Source organism: Aliiroseovarius sp. PTFE2010 (assembly GCF_049943335.1).
Classification (GTDB): domain Bacteria; phylum Pseudomonadota; class Alphaproteobacteria; order Rhodobacterales; family Rhodobacteraceae; genus JBNFVY01.
Genome location: NZ_JBNFVY010000001.1, coordinates 556,861 through 570,993 on the forward strand (window position 1 = coordinate 556,861; position 14,133 = coordinate 570,993).

17 protein-coding genes are annotated in these 14,133 nt (G+C 62.9%); 12 read left to right on the forward strand and 5 right to left on the reverse strand.

Annotated elements, in window-relative coordinates:
• Nucleotides 1–148: 148 nt before the first annotated feature.
• Entirely contained in the window at nucleotides 149–463 is a 315-nt protein-coding gene (locus ACP2AV_RS02705; RefSeq protein ID WP_426371112.1) for a DUF1244 domain-containing protein, read from the reverse strand.
• A gap of 92 nt (nucleotides 464–555) precedes the next feature.
• Nucleotides 556–1,332, reverse strand: coding sequence for an N-formylglutamate amidohydrolase (locus ACP2AV_RS02710; RefSeq protein WP_426371113.1), 777 nt, complete (start codon nucleotides 1,330–1,332; stop codon nucleotides 556–558).
• Nucleotides 1,333–1,480: 148 nt separating this feature from the next.
• Between ACP2AV_RS02710 and pyk the strand changes: the two genes are divergently transcribed.
• The 7 genes from pyk to pheT all read left to right on the forward strand — a co-directional run bounded on the left by pyk (nucleotide 1,481) and on the right by pheT (nucleotide 8,199).
• On the forward strand, nucleotides 1,481–2,926 hold the full coding sequence (gene pyk / locus ACP2AV_RS02715; protein ID WP_426371114.1) for a pyruvate kinase: 1,446 nt from the start codon (nucleotides 1,481–1,483) through the stop codon (nucleotides 2,924–2,926).
• Nucleotides 2,927–2,957: 31 nt separating this feature from the next.
• On the forward strand, nucleotides 2,958–3,182 hold the full coding sequence (locus tag ACP2AV_RS02720; RefSeq protein ID WP_426371115.1) for a hypothetical protein: 225 nt from the start codon (nucleotides 2,958–2,960) through the stop codon (nucleotides 3,180–3,182).
• Between the two features lie 230 nt (nucleotides 3,183–3,412).
• Entirely contained in the window at nucleotides 3,413–3,613 is a 201-nt protein-coding gene (gene rpmI, locus ACP2AV_RS02725; protein ID WP_426371116.1) for a 50S ribosomal protein L35, read from the forward strand.
• A gap of 12 nt (nucleotides 3,614–3,625) precedes the next feature.
• Nucleotides 3,626–3,988 carry a 50S ribosomal protein L20 gene (gene rplT / locus ACP2AV_RS02730; RefSeq protein WP_426371117.1) on the forward strand — a complete coding sequence of 121 codons (363 nt, stop codon included), beginning with the start codon at nucleotides 3,626–3,628 and terminating at the stop codon, nucleotides 3,986–3,988.
• 115 nt (nucleotides 3,989–4,103) lie between these two features.
• Nucleotides 4,104–5,177, forward strand: coding sequence for a phenylalanine--tRNA ligase subunit alpha (pheS, locus tag ACP2AV_RS02735; RefSeq protein WP_426371118.1), 1,074 nt, complete (start codon nucleotides 4,104–4,106; stop codon nucleotides 5,175–5,177).
• An 86-nt stretch (nucleotides 5,178–5,263) separates the two neighbouring features.
• Nucleotides 5,264–5,806 (forward strand): hypothetical protein, encoded by a 543-nt coding sequence (locus ACP2AV_RS02740; RefSeq protein WP_426371119.1) that lies wholly within the window; start codon nucleotides 5,264–5,266, stop codon nucleotides 5,804–5,806.
• Complete coding sequence (gene pheT, locus ACP2AV_RS02745; protein WP_426371120.1) at nucleotides 5,803–8,199, forward strand: phenylalanine--tRNA ligase subunit beta; 2,397 nt, start codon at nucleotides 5,803–5,805, stop codon at nucleotides 8,197–8,199. Before ACP2AV_RS02740 ends, pheT begins: the two co-directional genes overlap by 4 nt.
• Nucleotides 8,200–8,359: 160 nt before the next feature.
• Here the strand turns inward: pheT and ACP2AV_RS02750 are convergent, their stop codons facing one another.
• The gene (locus tag ACP2AV_RS02750; protein ID WP_426371122.1) at nucleotides 8,360–9,055 is read right to left on the reverse strand and encodes a glutathione S-transferase family protein; all 696 of its coding nucleotides are present in this window, start codon (nucleotides 9,053–9,055) and stop codon (nucleotides 8,360–8,362) included.
• Nucleotides 9,056–9,203: 148 nt separating this feature from the next.
• Between ACP2AV_RS02750 and mscL the strand changes: the two genes are divergently transcribed.
• A complete protein-coding gene (gene mscL / locus ACP2AV_RS02755) occupies nucleotides 9,204–9,638 on the forward strand; it encodes a large conductance mechanosensitive channel protein MscL (protein WP_426371123.1) in 435 nt (144 codons plus the stop codon).
• Nucleotides 9,639–9,739: 101 nt separating this feature from the next.
• The gene (locus ACP2AV_RS02760) at nucleotides 9,740–10,198 is read left to right on the forward strand and encodes an Lrp/AsnC family transcriptional regulator (protein WP_426371124.1); all 459 of its coding nucleotides are present in this window, start codon (nucleotides 9,740–9,742) and stop codon (nucleotides 10,196–10,198) included.
• Nucleotides 10,199–10,457: 259 nt separating this feature from the next.
• On the opposite strand, the gene rpsU is transcribed toward ACP2AV_RS02760, so the two are convergent.
• The gene (rpsU, locus tag ACP2AV_RS02765) at nucleotides 10,458–10,661 is read right to left on the reverse strand and encodes a 30S ribosomal protein S21 (RefSeq protein ID WP_072709771.1); all 204 of its coding nucleotides are present in this window, start codon (nucleotides 10,659–10,661) and stop codon (nucleotides 10,458–10,460) included.
• A 187-nt stretch (nucleotides 10,662–10,848) separates the two neighbouring features.
• Here rpsU and ACP2AV_RS02770 point away from each other — a divergent pair, with 187 nt between their 5' ends.
• From ACP2AV_RS02770 to ACP2AV_RS02780, 3 genes are all read left to right on the forward strand, one after another.
• A complete protein-coding gene (locus ACP2AV_RS02770) occupies nucleotides 10,849–11,517 on the forward strand; it encodes a COQ9 family protein (protein WP_426371125.1) in 669 nt (222 codons plus the stop codon).
• Nucleotides 11,518–11,574: 57 nt separating this feature from the next.
• Nucleotides 11,575–12,552 carry an NAD(P)H-quinone oxidoreductase gene (locus ACP2AV_RS02775; RefSeq protein WP_426371126.1) on the forward strand — a complete coding sequence of 326 codons (978 nt, stop codon included), beginning with the start codon at nucleotides 11,575–11,577 and terminating at the stop codon, nucleotides 12,550–12,552.
• Nucleotides 12,553–12,770: 218 nt separating this feature from the next.
• Nucleotides 12,771–13,421 (forward strand): VPLPA-CTERM sorting domain-containing protein, encoded by a 651-nt coding sequence (locus ACP2AV_RS02780; protein ID WP_426371127.1) that lies wholly within the window; start codon nucleotides 12,771–12,773, stop codon nucleotides 13,419–13,421.
• Nucleotides 13,422–13,530: 109 nt separating this feature from the next.
• On the opposite strand, the gene ACP2AV_RS02785 is transcribed toward ACP2AV_RS02780, so the two are convergent.
• Entirely contained in the window at nucleotides 13,531–14,094 is a 564-nt protein-coding gene (locus ACP2AV_RS02785) for a hypothetical protein (protein WP_426371128.1), read from the reverse strand.
• Between the last annotated feature and the right edge of the window lie 39 nt (nucleotides 14,095–14,133).

The window sequence follows — 14,133 nt, forward strand, 5'->3', positions numbered from 1 at the left end:
ATCCTGCCAAAGCGTAAACAGGCGCCGCATCGACCCGCTGCACGTCCCCGCCGCGCCGGTCTGGTGGCCGTCAGATTGCACGCCCACCCGGACATGTCGAGCAACCGGCACGTCGTTTCAACAGCAGGTCGTTCAACGGGTACGCCGGTCAGTCGGCCTTGCCGACGTTTTCGGCAAAGGATTTTTCAAAGGCCGCCTGTTTTTCCGGGCTGGCGTCGGTCTGGCACTGCGCTTTCCAGTCTTCGTAGGGCATGGCGTAGAAAATCTCGCGCGCTGCATCCTTGGTCATGTCGATGCCAAGATCGTTCGCGGCCTCTTGATACCAGCGCGACAGGCAGTTGCGGCAAAACCCGGCCAGGTTCATCAGGTCGATGTTCTGCACATCGGGGCGTTTGACCATCAGATGCTCGCGCAGGGCGCGAAAGGCGGCGGCTTCGATCTGGGTGCGGGTGGCGTCGTCCATGGGATCCTCCGGTCGGGTTGGGGCAGGCCCGCCTGGCAGGGCGGGGGGCAAGTCAGTCAGTCGCTCAGTCAGTCACTCAGTCGGGCAGTCACTCAGTCGGGCAGGGTTTCAAGGGCGGCCGCCAGGTGCGGGGCCAGCCGCTCGGCCCAGAGCTGTTGCCCCGCTTCGGTGTCGATCAGATCGTGGCGCAGTTCGATCAGGATGTTCGGGCGGCCATGGCGCAGGGCGTGCTGGTCGATCGCATCGCCCGGCAGGTGGCCGGGATAGGGCTGATTGTCGCCCACCACCCAGCGTTCGCCGGTTTCGCGTTGCGTGGCGGCGGCCAGGTCTTGATCGGCGCTCAGCGACGCGATGACCGGATCGGCCAGCCGCCGGTCCCAGGCCGACAGAATGCCCACCTGCCACGGGCGGCGGGGCCGTCCACGCAGTTGCGGCGTATAGGAATGCACGGCGCAAATCACCGTATCGGGGCGGCGCGCGGCCAGCTTTTCATAGGCGTCGTGGTAGGGGCGCCAGTAGGCGGCGATGCGGCGCTGACGTTCGGCGTCATCGGCGTGGCGGTTGGCCGGCACGATGGTGTGATCGTAAAGGCGCATCATGATCGTGGGATCGTCATCGCCCCGGTTCGGGTCAATCACCAGCCGCGAAAACCCTGACAGGATCGCCGGCGCATCCAGCAGCCGGGACAGGTGGCGCGTGACCCCCGCCGCGCCGATGTCATAGGCGATATGGCGGGCCATGTCCTGTGGCGGCAGGCCCAGATCACCCCCGGCCACATCGGCAGGCACGTGGTTCGATGCGTGATCGCACGTCACCAGCCAGCGGGCGGGGCGCTGGGCCCCGATGATGTCAAAAGGTGGGTTGGTCATCGTGTTGTCATGTCCATGGCTCAGGCCAATCATAGGGCCAGTCATAGTGCGCACCGCCCCAAAGCGCCAGTTGCGGCGTTGCGGCTTTTGCGCCATACAGGACGGGGGCCCGCCACGACGAAACGCACACCAAAGGAGCAATGGCTTCATGAGACGCCAGCGCAACGTAAAAATCGTGGCCACGCTCGGCCCTTCTTCGAATGATTACGACACCATCCGCGCCCTCAGCGAAGCGGGCGCAGATGTGTTCCGATTGAACATGAGCCATGGCGATCACGAAGAAATTCGCGCCCGCCATGCGATCATCCGCAAGGTCGAAATCGACCTGGGCCGTCCGATCGCCATTCTGGCTGACCTGCAGGGGCCCAAGCTGCGCGTGGGCAAATTCGCCAACGAAGCGCATGACCTGGAGGACGGCGACAAGTTCCGCTTTGATCTGAAGGACGCACCGGGCGACGGGCAGCGTGTGCAGCTTCCCCACCCCGAAATTTTCGCCGCGCTGGAACCGGGGGCCGAATTGCTGGTCAACGATGGCAAGATCCGGCTGGTGGTCGAAGACTGCGGCTCGGATTTTGCCGATTGCGTGGTGAAGGTGGGCGGGACGATTTCCAACCGCAAGGGGGTGAACGTGCCCGACGTGGTGCTGCCGCTGGCGGCGCTGTCGCCCAAGGATCGGCGCGACCTGGAATTCGCCTGCGAACTGGGCGTGGACTGGCTGGCGCTGAGCTTTGTGCAGCGCCCCGAAGACGTGCTGGATGCGCGCGAATTGACCAAGGGTCGCGCGGCGATCTTGTCCAAGATCGAAAAGCCGGCCGCGGTAAAGGCGTTTGCCGATATCCTGGCGGTCAGTGACGGGATCATGGTGGCCCGCGGCGATCTGGGGGTGGAACTGCCTGTCCAGAATGTGCCGCCGATCCAGAAGCGGCTGGTGCGGGCCTGCCGCGCCGCCGCCAAGCCGGTGATCGTGGCCACCCAGATGCTCGAGAGCATGATCGAAAGCCCCATGCCCACCCGCGCCGAAGTGTCGGATGTGGCCACCGCGATCTATGAGGGCGCCGATGCGATCATGCTGTCGGCCGAAAGCGCCGCCGGGCAGTACCCGGTGGATGCGGTCACGACGATGGACAACGTCGCGCGCGAGGTCGAAAGCGACCCGACCTACCGCGAGGTGATGAACGCCAGCCGGTCCGGCGCCAAGCAGACGGTGGCCGACGCCATCGTATCCGCCGCGCGCGAGATCGCCGAGACCACCGACATCAAGGCGATCTGTTGTTTTTCCGAAAGCGGGACGACCGCGCTGTTGACCGGGCGCGAACGGCCGCAAGTGCCGATCATCGCCATGACCTCGCAAAAGGGAACGGCGCGGCGGCTGTGCCTGAGCTGGGGGATGCACTGCGTAATGACCGGCGATGTAGACCGGTTCAAGATGGCGGTGGTGAATGCCGCCCGCGCCGCGCGTACGCACGGGTTCGCGACCGAAGACGATCAGATCGTCGTCACGGCCGGAATACCGTTTAACCAGCCGGGTTCGACGAACATCCTGCGCGTGGCCCCGTGTGAAGAAAGATTGATTTTCAACACCGATCCGGAATAATTGCCTCCGGGGAACCAGGGCCAGGCAGACCATGCAGACGGATTTGTACTTTGTGTTAGGGCTGGTCGTGGGGATCCTTGCGATCCCGGCGATCTTCAGCGCCGTCTCTGAAGGCCGGGTGCCCAGGGCCGCGGCGATCATGGTCATGATTTCGGGCGGGCTGATCGTGCTGGCCGTATCGCAAAAACCCGGCGGGTATGCGCTGAACGAAATCCCGGACGTATTTGCCCGCGTGGTCGGGCATTACATCAACTAGCAAACCGTCTAGCAAACCGTCACCTGGCCAAACCGGGCGCCACGTGTTGGCGGCCCCACCCACGCCGGCGGGGCGCCGCGTTGCCGGGGATGTTTCCCACAAGACGTCCGACAACAAGAAGGGGCTTGTTTTTTGGACGGGCGGCGTGTAGATGCGCGTTTTCTACCCCGTGTGACCGGCCGAAGTGGCATGCCGAGTCGCACGTTCACCGCCCGAAAGAGGAGACGGAAATGCCCAAGATGAAGACAAAATCTGGCGCGAAGAAGCGCTTCAAGATGACGGCGACCGGCAAGGTCAAGGCAGGTCAGGCTGGCAAGCAGCACGGCATGATCAAGCGGACGAACAAGTTCATCCGCAATGCCCGCGGTACGACGACGCTCTCGGCGCCTGACGCCAAGATCGTTAAATCCTACATGCCCTACAACCGCTAAGGAGGCCCGGATATGTCCCGAGTAAAAGGCGGAACCGTCACGCATCGTCGTCACAAAAAGGTCCTGAAGGCCGCAAAGGGCTATTATGGCGCCCGGTCGCGCAACTTTCGCACCGCAACGCAGGCCGTCGACAAGGCCAACCAATACGCAACCCGCGACCGTAAGGCCCGCAAGCGCAACTTCCGCGCCCTGTGGATCCAGCGCATCAACGCCGCCGTGCGCAACCATGACGAAGCGCTGACCTACAGCCGCTTTATCAACGGTCTGTCGCTGGCCGGGATCGACGTGGACCGCAAGGTTCTGGCCGATCTGGCCGTGCACGAGCCCGAAGCGTTTGGCGCCATCGTCGACAAGGCGAAGGCCGCGCTCGCGTAAGCTCCCGCATCCGGGAACGACATTGCAGAAGCCGCGGACCTTTCGGGGTCTCGCGGCTTCTTGTGTATTGGGCCTCGTGTGATAGCACGGCGCCGAGACATTCAAGGGGGTCCGCATGGACGATCTACGGGACAAGTACCTTGGGCTGATATCTGGGGCGGGCGACGAGGCCGCGCTAGAGGAAATCCGCCTGCAAGCGGTGGGCAAAAAGGGCGAAGTGGCCCTGAAGATGCGCGAACTGGGCAAGATGACGCCGCAAGAGCGGCAGGTCATGGGCCCCAGGCTGAACGCGCTGAAGGATGAAATCAACAGCGCGCTGGCCGCCCGCAAGGCAGGGCTTGAGGATGCCGCGCTAGACGAACGGCTGCGCGGCGAATGGCTGGACGTGACCCTGCCGGCGCGCCCGCAGCGCGTGGGCAGCGTCCACCCGGTCAGCCAGGTGACCGAAGAGGTCACCGCGATTTTCGCCGACATGGGGTTTTCCGTGGCCGAGGGGCCGCAGATCGAAGACGACTGGCACAATTTCGATGCGCTGAACATCCCGCCCGAACACCCCGCCCGCCAAGAGCATGACACGTTCTTCATGCACCGCGCGCCGGGCGACGACCGCCCGCCGCACGTGCTGCGCACGCACACCAGCCCGGTACAGATCCGCGCGATGCAGGCGCAGGGCGCACCGATCCGCGTGATCGCGCCGGGCCGGGTGTACCGGATGGACATGGACCAGACCCACACGCCGATGTTCCATCAGGTCGAAGGGCTGGCAATCGACCGCGATATTTCCATGGCCAACCTGAAATGGGTGCTCGAAGAATTCTGCCGCGCATTTTTCGAAGTCGACGGGGTCGAACTGCGCTTTCGCGCCTCGCACTTTCCGTTCACCGAACCCTCGGCCGAGGTGGACATCCGCTGTTCCTGGTCGAATGGCGCGTTGAAGATCGGCGAGGGCGACGACTGGATGGAAATCCTGGGGTCCGGCATGGTGCACCCCAAAGTGCTGGAAAGCGCCGGGGTCGATTCGACCCAGTGGCAGGGCTTTGCCTTTGGCATCGGCATCGACCGTCTGGCGATGCTGAAATACGGCATCCCCGATCTGCGCGCGTTCTTTGACAGCGACCTGCGCTGGCTGCGCCACTATGGCTTCAGCGCGCTGGACGTGCCGACCATGCGCGGGGGGTTGTCGCGGTAATGTTCGAGCTTCGCGAAACCCAGGATCGCGCCCGGCCCGAGGGTGGGTGCATCGCTTGTACGTTGAACGAGCGGTAGGGCTAGGTGATGGAGACGATTACATCGACCCAGATTTTTGAAGGCCTTAGCTTTTGTGTCACCGCGATAGGAACGTGCGGTCTAGTGGCAGCGACATTGATTGCCTGGAAGGGATTGGATGATTGGCGCAGACAAAGGGACAATCAAATACTCGCGGAAAAAACCAGAACCTACGCGTTGTTTGTTGCTGAGCAAAGCAAGGCATTCACCGAATATTGCGACACTGGGGACCTTACGGGCGATCGGCATCACGATTATTTCGCTGCCTTCAACCAACTTCTTTTGTACGCGAATGAAGAAGTCCTCAAATCCGCTTTCTCGTTTGCGGAAATCGAGAAAACGTTCGGAGAGCTCAGGTTCGATTTGAAGTCTGCTGGCGGTGAAAAAACCGAAGCAGAAAAAAATGAACTAAGAATATTGAGCCAAGAAGCGCATCAAGCGGAAATTGAGATGCTGGTCGCGATGCGAAAAGAAATCTCACCCGAAGACGTTGACCATAGAGCGACTATCGTTGCTTTGTTTGGCGAAGAGTACGAAGGGCACCAAAAATGAAATTCACCCTCTCCTGGCTCAAGGAACACCTTGATACGACGGCCTCGCTTGACGAGATCCTTTACGCGCTCACCGATCTGGGGCTTGAGGTCGAAGGCGTGGAAAACCCGGCCGATATGCTGGGCGCCTTTACGCTGGCGAAAGTGAAATCGGCCGAGCAGCACCCCGATGCTGACCGGCTGCGCGTCTGCGTGGTGGAAACCGACGAAGGCGACAAGCAGATCGTGTGCGGCGCGCCCAATGCGCGGGCCGGGATCACGGTGGTTCTGGCCAAGCCGGGCGATTATGTGCCGGGCATCGATGTGACGCTGAGCGTGGGCAAGATCCGCGGCGTTGAAAGCCACGGCATGATGGCCTCGGAACGCGAATTGCAGCTGTCGGACGAACATGACGGCATCATCGAGCTGCCCAGCGGCAAGGTGGGCCAGACCTTCGCGGACTGGCTGGCAGAAAACGATCCGGCCAAGGTGGACCCGGTGATCGAAATCGCGATCACGCCCAACCGCCCCGATGCGCTGGGCGTGCGCGGGGTGGCGCGCGATCTGGCCGCGCGCGGGCTGGGCACGCTGAAACCGCGCAAGGCGGCCAAGGTGGACGGCACCTTTGACAGCCCCATCGGCGTGGTGATCGATGACAGTGCCAAGGACGGCTGCCATATCTTTCAGGGCCGGCTGATCCGCGGCGTCAAAAACGGGCCCAGCCCGGCGTGGCTGCAAGACCGGCTCACGGCGATTGGGCTGCGCCCGATCTCGGCGCTGGTGGATGTGACCAACTTCTTTACCTATGACATGAACCGCCCGCTGCACGTGTTCGACGCGGGCAAGGTGCAGGGCGATCTGCGCATTCACGCAGCCAAGGGCGGCGAACAACTGCTGGCGCTGGACGAAAAAACCTATGAGCTGCCCGAAGGCGCGATCGTCATCAGCGATGACGCCGGCGTGGAAAGCATCGCCGGGATCATGGGCGGCCAGGCATCGGGTTGCACCGAAGACACCACCGACGTGTTTCTGGAAGCCGCGGTCTGGGACACGATCGCGATTGCCGCGACGGGCCGGGCGCTGAAAATCAACTCGGACGCGCGGTATCGCAACGAACGCGGGATTGATCCGGAATATAACGCGCAGGCCATTGAGGATGCGGCGCAGCTGATCATCGATCTTTGCGGCGGCGAAGCGTCCCGCGTGGTGACGGCGGGGCAGGTGCCGAACTGGCAGCGGGCCTACAAGCTGGATACGGATCGGTGCTCATCGCTGGTGGGCATGGATATTCCCGCCGATCAGCAGCGCGCTTCGCTTGAGGCGCTGGGCTTTGTGATGGATGGCGACATGGCGCAGGTGCCGTCGTGGCGTCCGGACGTGCTGGGCGAAGCGGATCTGGTCGAAGAAGTCGCGCGGATCGCGTCGCTGACCAAGCTGGAAGGCAAGCCGATGGCGCGCGCCGAAGTGGGCGTGCCCAAGCCGATCCTGACCCCGCTGCAAAAGCGCGAGCAGGCCGCGCGCCGCACCATCGCGGCGCTGGGGTACAATGAATGCGTGACCTACAGCTTTATTGATCGCGCGTCGGCTGCGTTGTTCGGGGGCGCGTCGGATGACACGATGCTGCAGAACCCGATCTCCAGCGAAATGAGCCATATGCGCCCGTCGCTGCTGCCCAGCCTGTTGCAGGCGGCGGCCCGCAATCAGGCGCGCGGCTTTGCCGACATGGCCCTGTTCGAAATCGGCGCCGCCTTTGATGGCGGAGAGCCGGACCAGCAGCGCCTGTGCGCCGCGGGGCTTCTTGTGGGCCACAGCGGCCCGCGCGACCCCCATGGCGCGCGCCGGGCGGTGGACCTGTTCGACGCCAAGGCCGATGCCCAGGCCGCGCTGGCCGCCATCGGCGCGCCCGCCAAGGTGCAGATCAACCGCAACGTGGAAAGCTGGTGGCATCCGGGGCGCTCGGGCAACATCTGTCTTGGGCCGAAAAAGGTCATGGGCACCTTTGGCGAAATTCATCCCAAGGTGCTGAAAGAAATGGGCGTCAAGGGCCCGGCGGTGGGCTTTACGCTGTGGCTGGCCGAACCGCCGTTCCCACGCAAATCCGGCGCAAGCCGCGCAGCACTGGAGATCAGCGATCTGCAAGCGGTCGAGCGGGATTTCGCCTTTGTCGTGGATGCCGATGTCGAAGCGCTGACGCTGGTCAACGCGGCGGCGGGCGCAGACAAGGCGCTGGTCGAAGAGGTGCGCGTGTTCGATGAATTCATCGGGGGAAGTCTGGGCGCGGGCAAAAAGTCGGTCGCGATTGCGGTGCGCCTGCAACCCAGACACGCCACGCTGAAAGAAGCAGACATCGAAGCGGTGGCCGCGAAGATCGTCGAAAAGGTGGCCAAGGCAACGGGCGGCGTGCTGCGCGGATAGGGCCGGCGCGGGGGCAGTGCCCCCGCCCCGCCAGACCGGCTGCCAGCCCGCTTTTGACGCAAGGCGCCCGCGCCGCGCGTACGCCGGGAAATATTCGAACCGACAATGCTGCGCCGGGCTTCCCCGCGCGCGCGGGGAACACCGACGATAGCCCGAAAGATCAGGGACGCGGCGGGATGTTCTTGGCCGTGTCCACGGCCGGGCGGGCAAAGAACCGGTCGACGTAGGCCGGCACGTTCGTCAGATCATTGTAGCCCGTCACGTCTTTTGCGCCGTAGAAATCGAGCGCGTTCAGCCACGGGGCCAGCGCGATATCGGCGATGGTGAAGTCGTCCATCATCCAGTCGCGCCCCTCCAGTTGCTTTTCGACGACGCCCAGCAGGCGCTTGGCTTCGTCGATGTAGCGATTGCGCGCCGTGGGATCTTCCATCTTGGACCCGGCGAACTTGTAGAAAAAGCCAAGCTGGCCGAACATTGGGCCGACACCGCCCATCTGGAACATGACCCATTGGATCGTCTGGTAGCGCGCCGCCGGTTCGCTGGGCAACAGCTTGCCGGATTTTTCGGCAAGGTAAATCAGGATCGCGCCGCTTTCGAACAGTTCGATCTGGGTGCCATCGGGGCCATTGGGATCGATGATCGCGGGGATCTTGTTGTTGGGGTTGAGCGACAGGAATTCGGGGCTTTTGACATCCTTGTCGGCCAGCGTGACAAGATGCGCTTCATAGGGGATACCCATTTCTTCCAGCGCGATCGACGCTTTGACCCCGTTCGGCGTCGGGAAGGAATAGAGTTGAAGAACCTGCGGATCCTTGGCAGGCCAGCGGGCGTTGATCGGGTGGTTGGTGACGGACACGAGCGTATTCCCCTTTATTCGGAATTGACTAAGCGAATAGATAATTCCCCTTAAACCATTGGACAGGGTTCGGCATGTGCAACCATATTGGAAGCACTGTGTAAGGGTGAACAGCACACTCACCCAAGGCTAAACTGAAGGAAGATCAATGCTCAATGAGTTCAAGGACTTCATCGCGAAGGGCAATGTCATGGACATGGCCGTTGGCATCATCATCGGTGCGGCCTTTACGGCCATCGTGACATCGCTTGTTACGGATCTGATCAATCCGATCATCGGTTTGTTCACCGGCGGTCTGGATTTCACAAACAACTACGCCGTTCTTGGCGGCACGGTTCCCGAAGGCGCCAGCCTGGATGCGGCCCGCGAAGCGGGCGCTTCGGTGTTCGCCTATGGGTCGTTCATCATGGCCGTGATCAACTTCCTGATCATCGCCTTTGTCGTGTTCATGTTGGTGCGCTACGTCAACCGCGTCAAAGCGATGGCCGAGAAGCCCGATGATGTGGCCCCCGAGGTCGAAACAGGGCCGTCCGAAGTCGACCTGCTGGTCGAAATCCGGGATGCTCTGGCCAAACGCGCCTGATCCCCGGCTTTGGTACCTGGTACCGGATGGGCCCGCCAGTTTTGGCGGGCCTTTTCATTTGCGCGCGTCCGGGCCAAGCTTGCGTGGATGGAGGGCCCGAAATGACGCCGTTGGATGACATAGATCGCCGGATTTTGACCATTTTGCAGAAGCATGGGCGGATATCCAACGCGGAATTGGCAAGCCGTGCCAACACGTCGGCGTCGTCCTGCCACCGGCGGATGCAGCGACTAGAGGCCGAAGGCGTGATCCGCGCCTATGCCGCGATGCTGGACCCCAACAAGGTCGACCGCCCGGTGACAGCCTTTGTCGAAATCACCCTGACAGGGCAAGCCGACGAGGTTCTGGAGAGTTTCGAGCGTGATGTGCGATTGGCCGAGGATGTGCTGGAATGCCACCTGATGGCCGGGCGCGCCGATTACATGTTGAAGGTCGTGGCGCGCGACAACGAACATTTTGCGCAGATCCATCGCCGTCTGGCGCGGTTGTCCGGCGTGGCGCAGATGCAGACCAGCTTTGCCTTGCGCACGGTGTTCAAGACGACCGCTCTGCCAGTGTGATCTAGCGGTATGATCAAGCGGTGCCCTGCGGGCGCTCTGCCAGCGTGCCGGGGCACGCGGGTCGGGGCGCTGCCCCCTTGCGCCCGCTGGGCGCAATTCCCCCCCAGGATATTTTGAAACGGAGAAGGGGGGGCACAGGGGGTAAAAACGCGGGGGCAAACATGTGGGGCCAGAAACCGGGGGCCAGAAACGACAAACCCCCGGACGGGCCGGGGGTCATCGGATACGGGCCGAAGCCCGCGTCGTTCGTTTGGGCGTCTCAGAGGCCTTCGCGCTGGGCCTTTTTACGGGCCAGCTTACGGGCACGACGAATCGCTTCCGCTTTCTCACGGGCCTTTTTCTCGGACGGTTTCTCGAAATGTTGCTTGAGCTTCATTTCACGGAAAACGCCTTCGCGCTGAAGTTTTTTCTTCAGGGCACGGAGAGCCTGATCGACGTTATTATCGCGAACGCTTACCTGCATGTGGTGTCACCACCTTCCTAAGTTAGATTTGCAAAAAGTTGCAGGAGCGCGCCATATAGCAGCGGTTATGGGCTTTGTCCAGTTGTTCGCCCGGTCATGAGGCGGCGTCGCAGGGGGCGCGCGGCTTTACATGGCGGCCGGCCGAGCTAGGGTTGAGCACATGGAATTGTGAACAGGAGGATCTGTCGTGTCCAGTCATACCAAGGACCCCGTCCGCGAACAGTTGCTGGACGCTGCACTGGCCCATGTGCCGTTCGATGGCTGGACCGATGTGACGTTCCGCGCCGCCATTGCCGATGCCGATGTGTCCAGCGATATGGCGCGCATTGCCTGCCCGCGCGGCGCGACGGATCTGGCGGCGGCCTATCACCTGCGCGGAGACGAGGCGATCGACGTCGCGGCCCTGCCCGAAGGGTTGCGCTATTCACAGAAGGTGGCCGGTCTTGTGCGCCTGCGGCTCGAAGCGGTGGACCGCGAGATCGTGCGCAAGGGCATGGCGCTGTTTTCCTTGCCGCATTTGGCGCCCGAAGGATCACGCCTGGTGTGGGGGACGGCAGATGCGATCTGGAACGCGCTTGGCGACACCTCGCGCGATTACAACTGGTATACCAAGCGGGCGATGCTGGCCGGGGTGTTCGGATCGACCTGCATGTTCTGGCTGGGCGATCAGTCCGAGGGCGGCGAGGCGACCTGGGCCTTTTTGGACCGGCGCGTTGCCAATGTGATGTCGATCGAAAAGACCAAGGCAAAGGTGCGCGAAAACAAGGGGCTGGCCCCGTTGCTGGCCGTGCCGAGCGCCATTCTGGGCCGGATCAAGGCCCCGGCGGGTGTCGACCGGACGGATGTTCCGGGCTGACCTTGCACAGGCCCGGCGCATGGGCGACAAAGGCCTGAACCGTTACAGGAGGGCCCCATGAGCACAATGCGCGTTGTCGAGATTTCCGAGCCCGGAGGACCAGAGGTCTTGGTGCCGGGCGAACGGCCCGTTCCCACGCCCGGCCATGGGGAAATCCTGATCAAAGTGGCCTATGCCGGGGTCAATCGCCCCGATGCCTTGCAGCGCGCGGGGCAGTATGCGCCGCCCCCGGATGCTTCGGATCTGCCCGGGCTAGAGGCGTCGGGCGTCGTGGCCGCGGTCGGGCCGGGGGTCACGGGCTGGTCCGAGGGTGACGAGGTTTGCGCCCTGTTGCCCGGCGGGGGCTATGCGCAATACGTGGTCACGCCCGCCGTGCACGCCTTGCCGGTGCCCCAGGGCATGGACCTGCGCGAGGCCGCCTGCCTGCCCGAAACATTCTTCACCGTCTGGTCGAATGTGTTCATGCGCGGCGAACTGGTCGCGGGCGAGCGGTTCCTTGTCCACGGTGGATCGTCAGGCATTGGCACCACGGCGATCCAGCTGGCCAAAGTGTTGGGCGCACGGGTCTTTGCCACGGCAGGGTCGGACGAAAAATGCGCCCGGTGCCAGGATCTGGGCGCCGAGCGGGCGATCAATTACAAGAGCGAGGATTTCGTCACGATCCTGCGCGAAGAAGGCGGCGCCGACCTGATCCTGGACATGGTGGGGGGTGATTATATCCCGCGCAATATCAAGGCATTGGCCGAAGATGGACGGCTGGTTCAAATCGCGTTCCTGCAAAGCCCCAGGGTGGAAATGAACTTCGCGCCGGTGATGATGCGGCGGCTGACGATCACGGGCAGCACGTTGCGCCCGCAGTCGGTGCAGGCCAAGGCCGCGATTGCCGACGAATTGCGCGCGAATGTCTGGCCCTTGCTGGATGCCGGGCGGATCGGGCCGGTGATGGACAGCGAATTTGCGCTGGCCGATGCAGCCAAGGCGCATGCGCGCATGGAAAGCTCTCAGCATATCGGAAAGATCGTGTTGAAGGTCTGATACCGGTGTCGCGCGGTGTTGCGCAGTGTCGCACGGTGTCGCACGGTGTCGCGCGGCGATTTCAGATTGATATCATGTGGATAACGTCGCGTAAGGCGCAGCGCTGATGCGTTGAAACGCGGCGGGGGCGTGCGTATATGCGCCCACGCTCTGGGGAACGTTGGGCTTGCTGGCCGATCCCCGGACGGTAACAAGTAATTGCATGATTGGGTAACAAGATGCGTGTTTTGATTTCTGCCGCGCTGGTCGTGGGGGCGGTTTCTTCGCCCGCGATGGCATCGACCGTGACACTGGACTATCTGGGCCAGGATCCCGGCGCGCGGAACGTTTTTTTCCGTATCGACAGTGTGTCGGGGGGCGCGAGCGCCGGCCAGTTCAAATTTGACGTCGTTGACAGGTCACAAGAGCTGTTGGCCTGGTGCGTGGATATCACCACGCGCCTCAGGACGGACGCCACCGAATATACCGTGGACACCGACATGTTCGCCCCGGACGTGACCGGGAACTTGGACAAGCTGTTCACCCAGCACTACGCCGCTGTTACGGATGCGACATCGTCGGCTGCGTTCCAGACCGCGATCTGGGAAATCGTCTATGACACCGGTAATTTCGACCTGTACGATGGTCGTTTTACGCTGCGCAGCAAGACACCCGACGCGGTTGAAACCATGGCCACATCGTTCCTGGCGCTGGGCAACGCGGTGGGCGGCTATAGCGTCAGCTACCTGGATGCCGGTGTGTCCGCAGGCGGCGCGGCCTATTCGCAAAATCTGGTCAGCGTCACCCTGTCGGCTGTCCCGCTGCCCGCATCGGCCCTGCTTTTGGTCGCAGGGCTGGGCGCTTTGGGCGCCGCGCGCCGCCGCGTCTGACCCCTGTGCCAATAGACAGATCAACGGCGCGCGGATATCCGCGCGCCGTTTTGCTTTGCCGTTTTGTTTTGTCGGTGGGCCCTGCGCGGGGCCGGCCCCAGGCCCGCGCCTATTGGGCCGTTGCGTAGAATTCACCGTCGTTAAAGTCGAGGTCCACGAACCTGCCGCGCGCCTCACCATCGACGGTGCCATAGATCAGGTCTGCCGTGCCGGTGTCATTGCGGAACGTACCCGCCAGATCGATGTCGGCATTCATCTTGGCGCGCAGGCCCGATTGCACGCCCGACAAAGTGCCCCTGGCGTTCGCGCTCAGGTCTGTGCCCGAAACTTCGCCCGTCAGGGTCAAGCTGCCGCCCAGTGTCTGGTCTGGGGTGCCATTCTTGACATAGTTCAGTTCGGTCACGGATCCGGTAACATCCGAGGTGGCAAAATCCACGTCCATGGTCAGCGATCCCATCAGGCTTTCGCTGCCGCCGAGCGCCGCAATCGTGCCGGCATAGGTGGTCACGCCGCTGGTGGGCATGTCCATCAGCGCGGTCGCGGACAAGTCCGCCGCGCGGACCATTTCATCGGTTTCGCTGGCAAATTCGGCGGCGGTGATGGACGGAGGGATCGGCGTACAGGCCGAGGCCGCCAGCGCTGCCATACAGGCGAAAACTTGGGTGCGTGTCATTCGTCATTCCTTATGAAGGGCATGACCCGCGACGCTGTC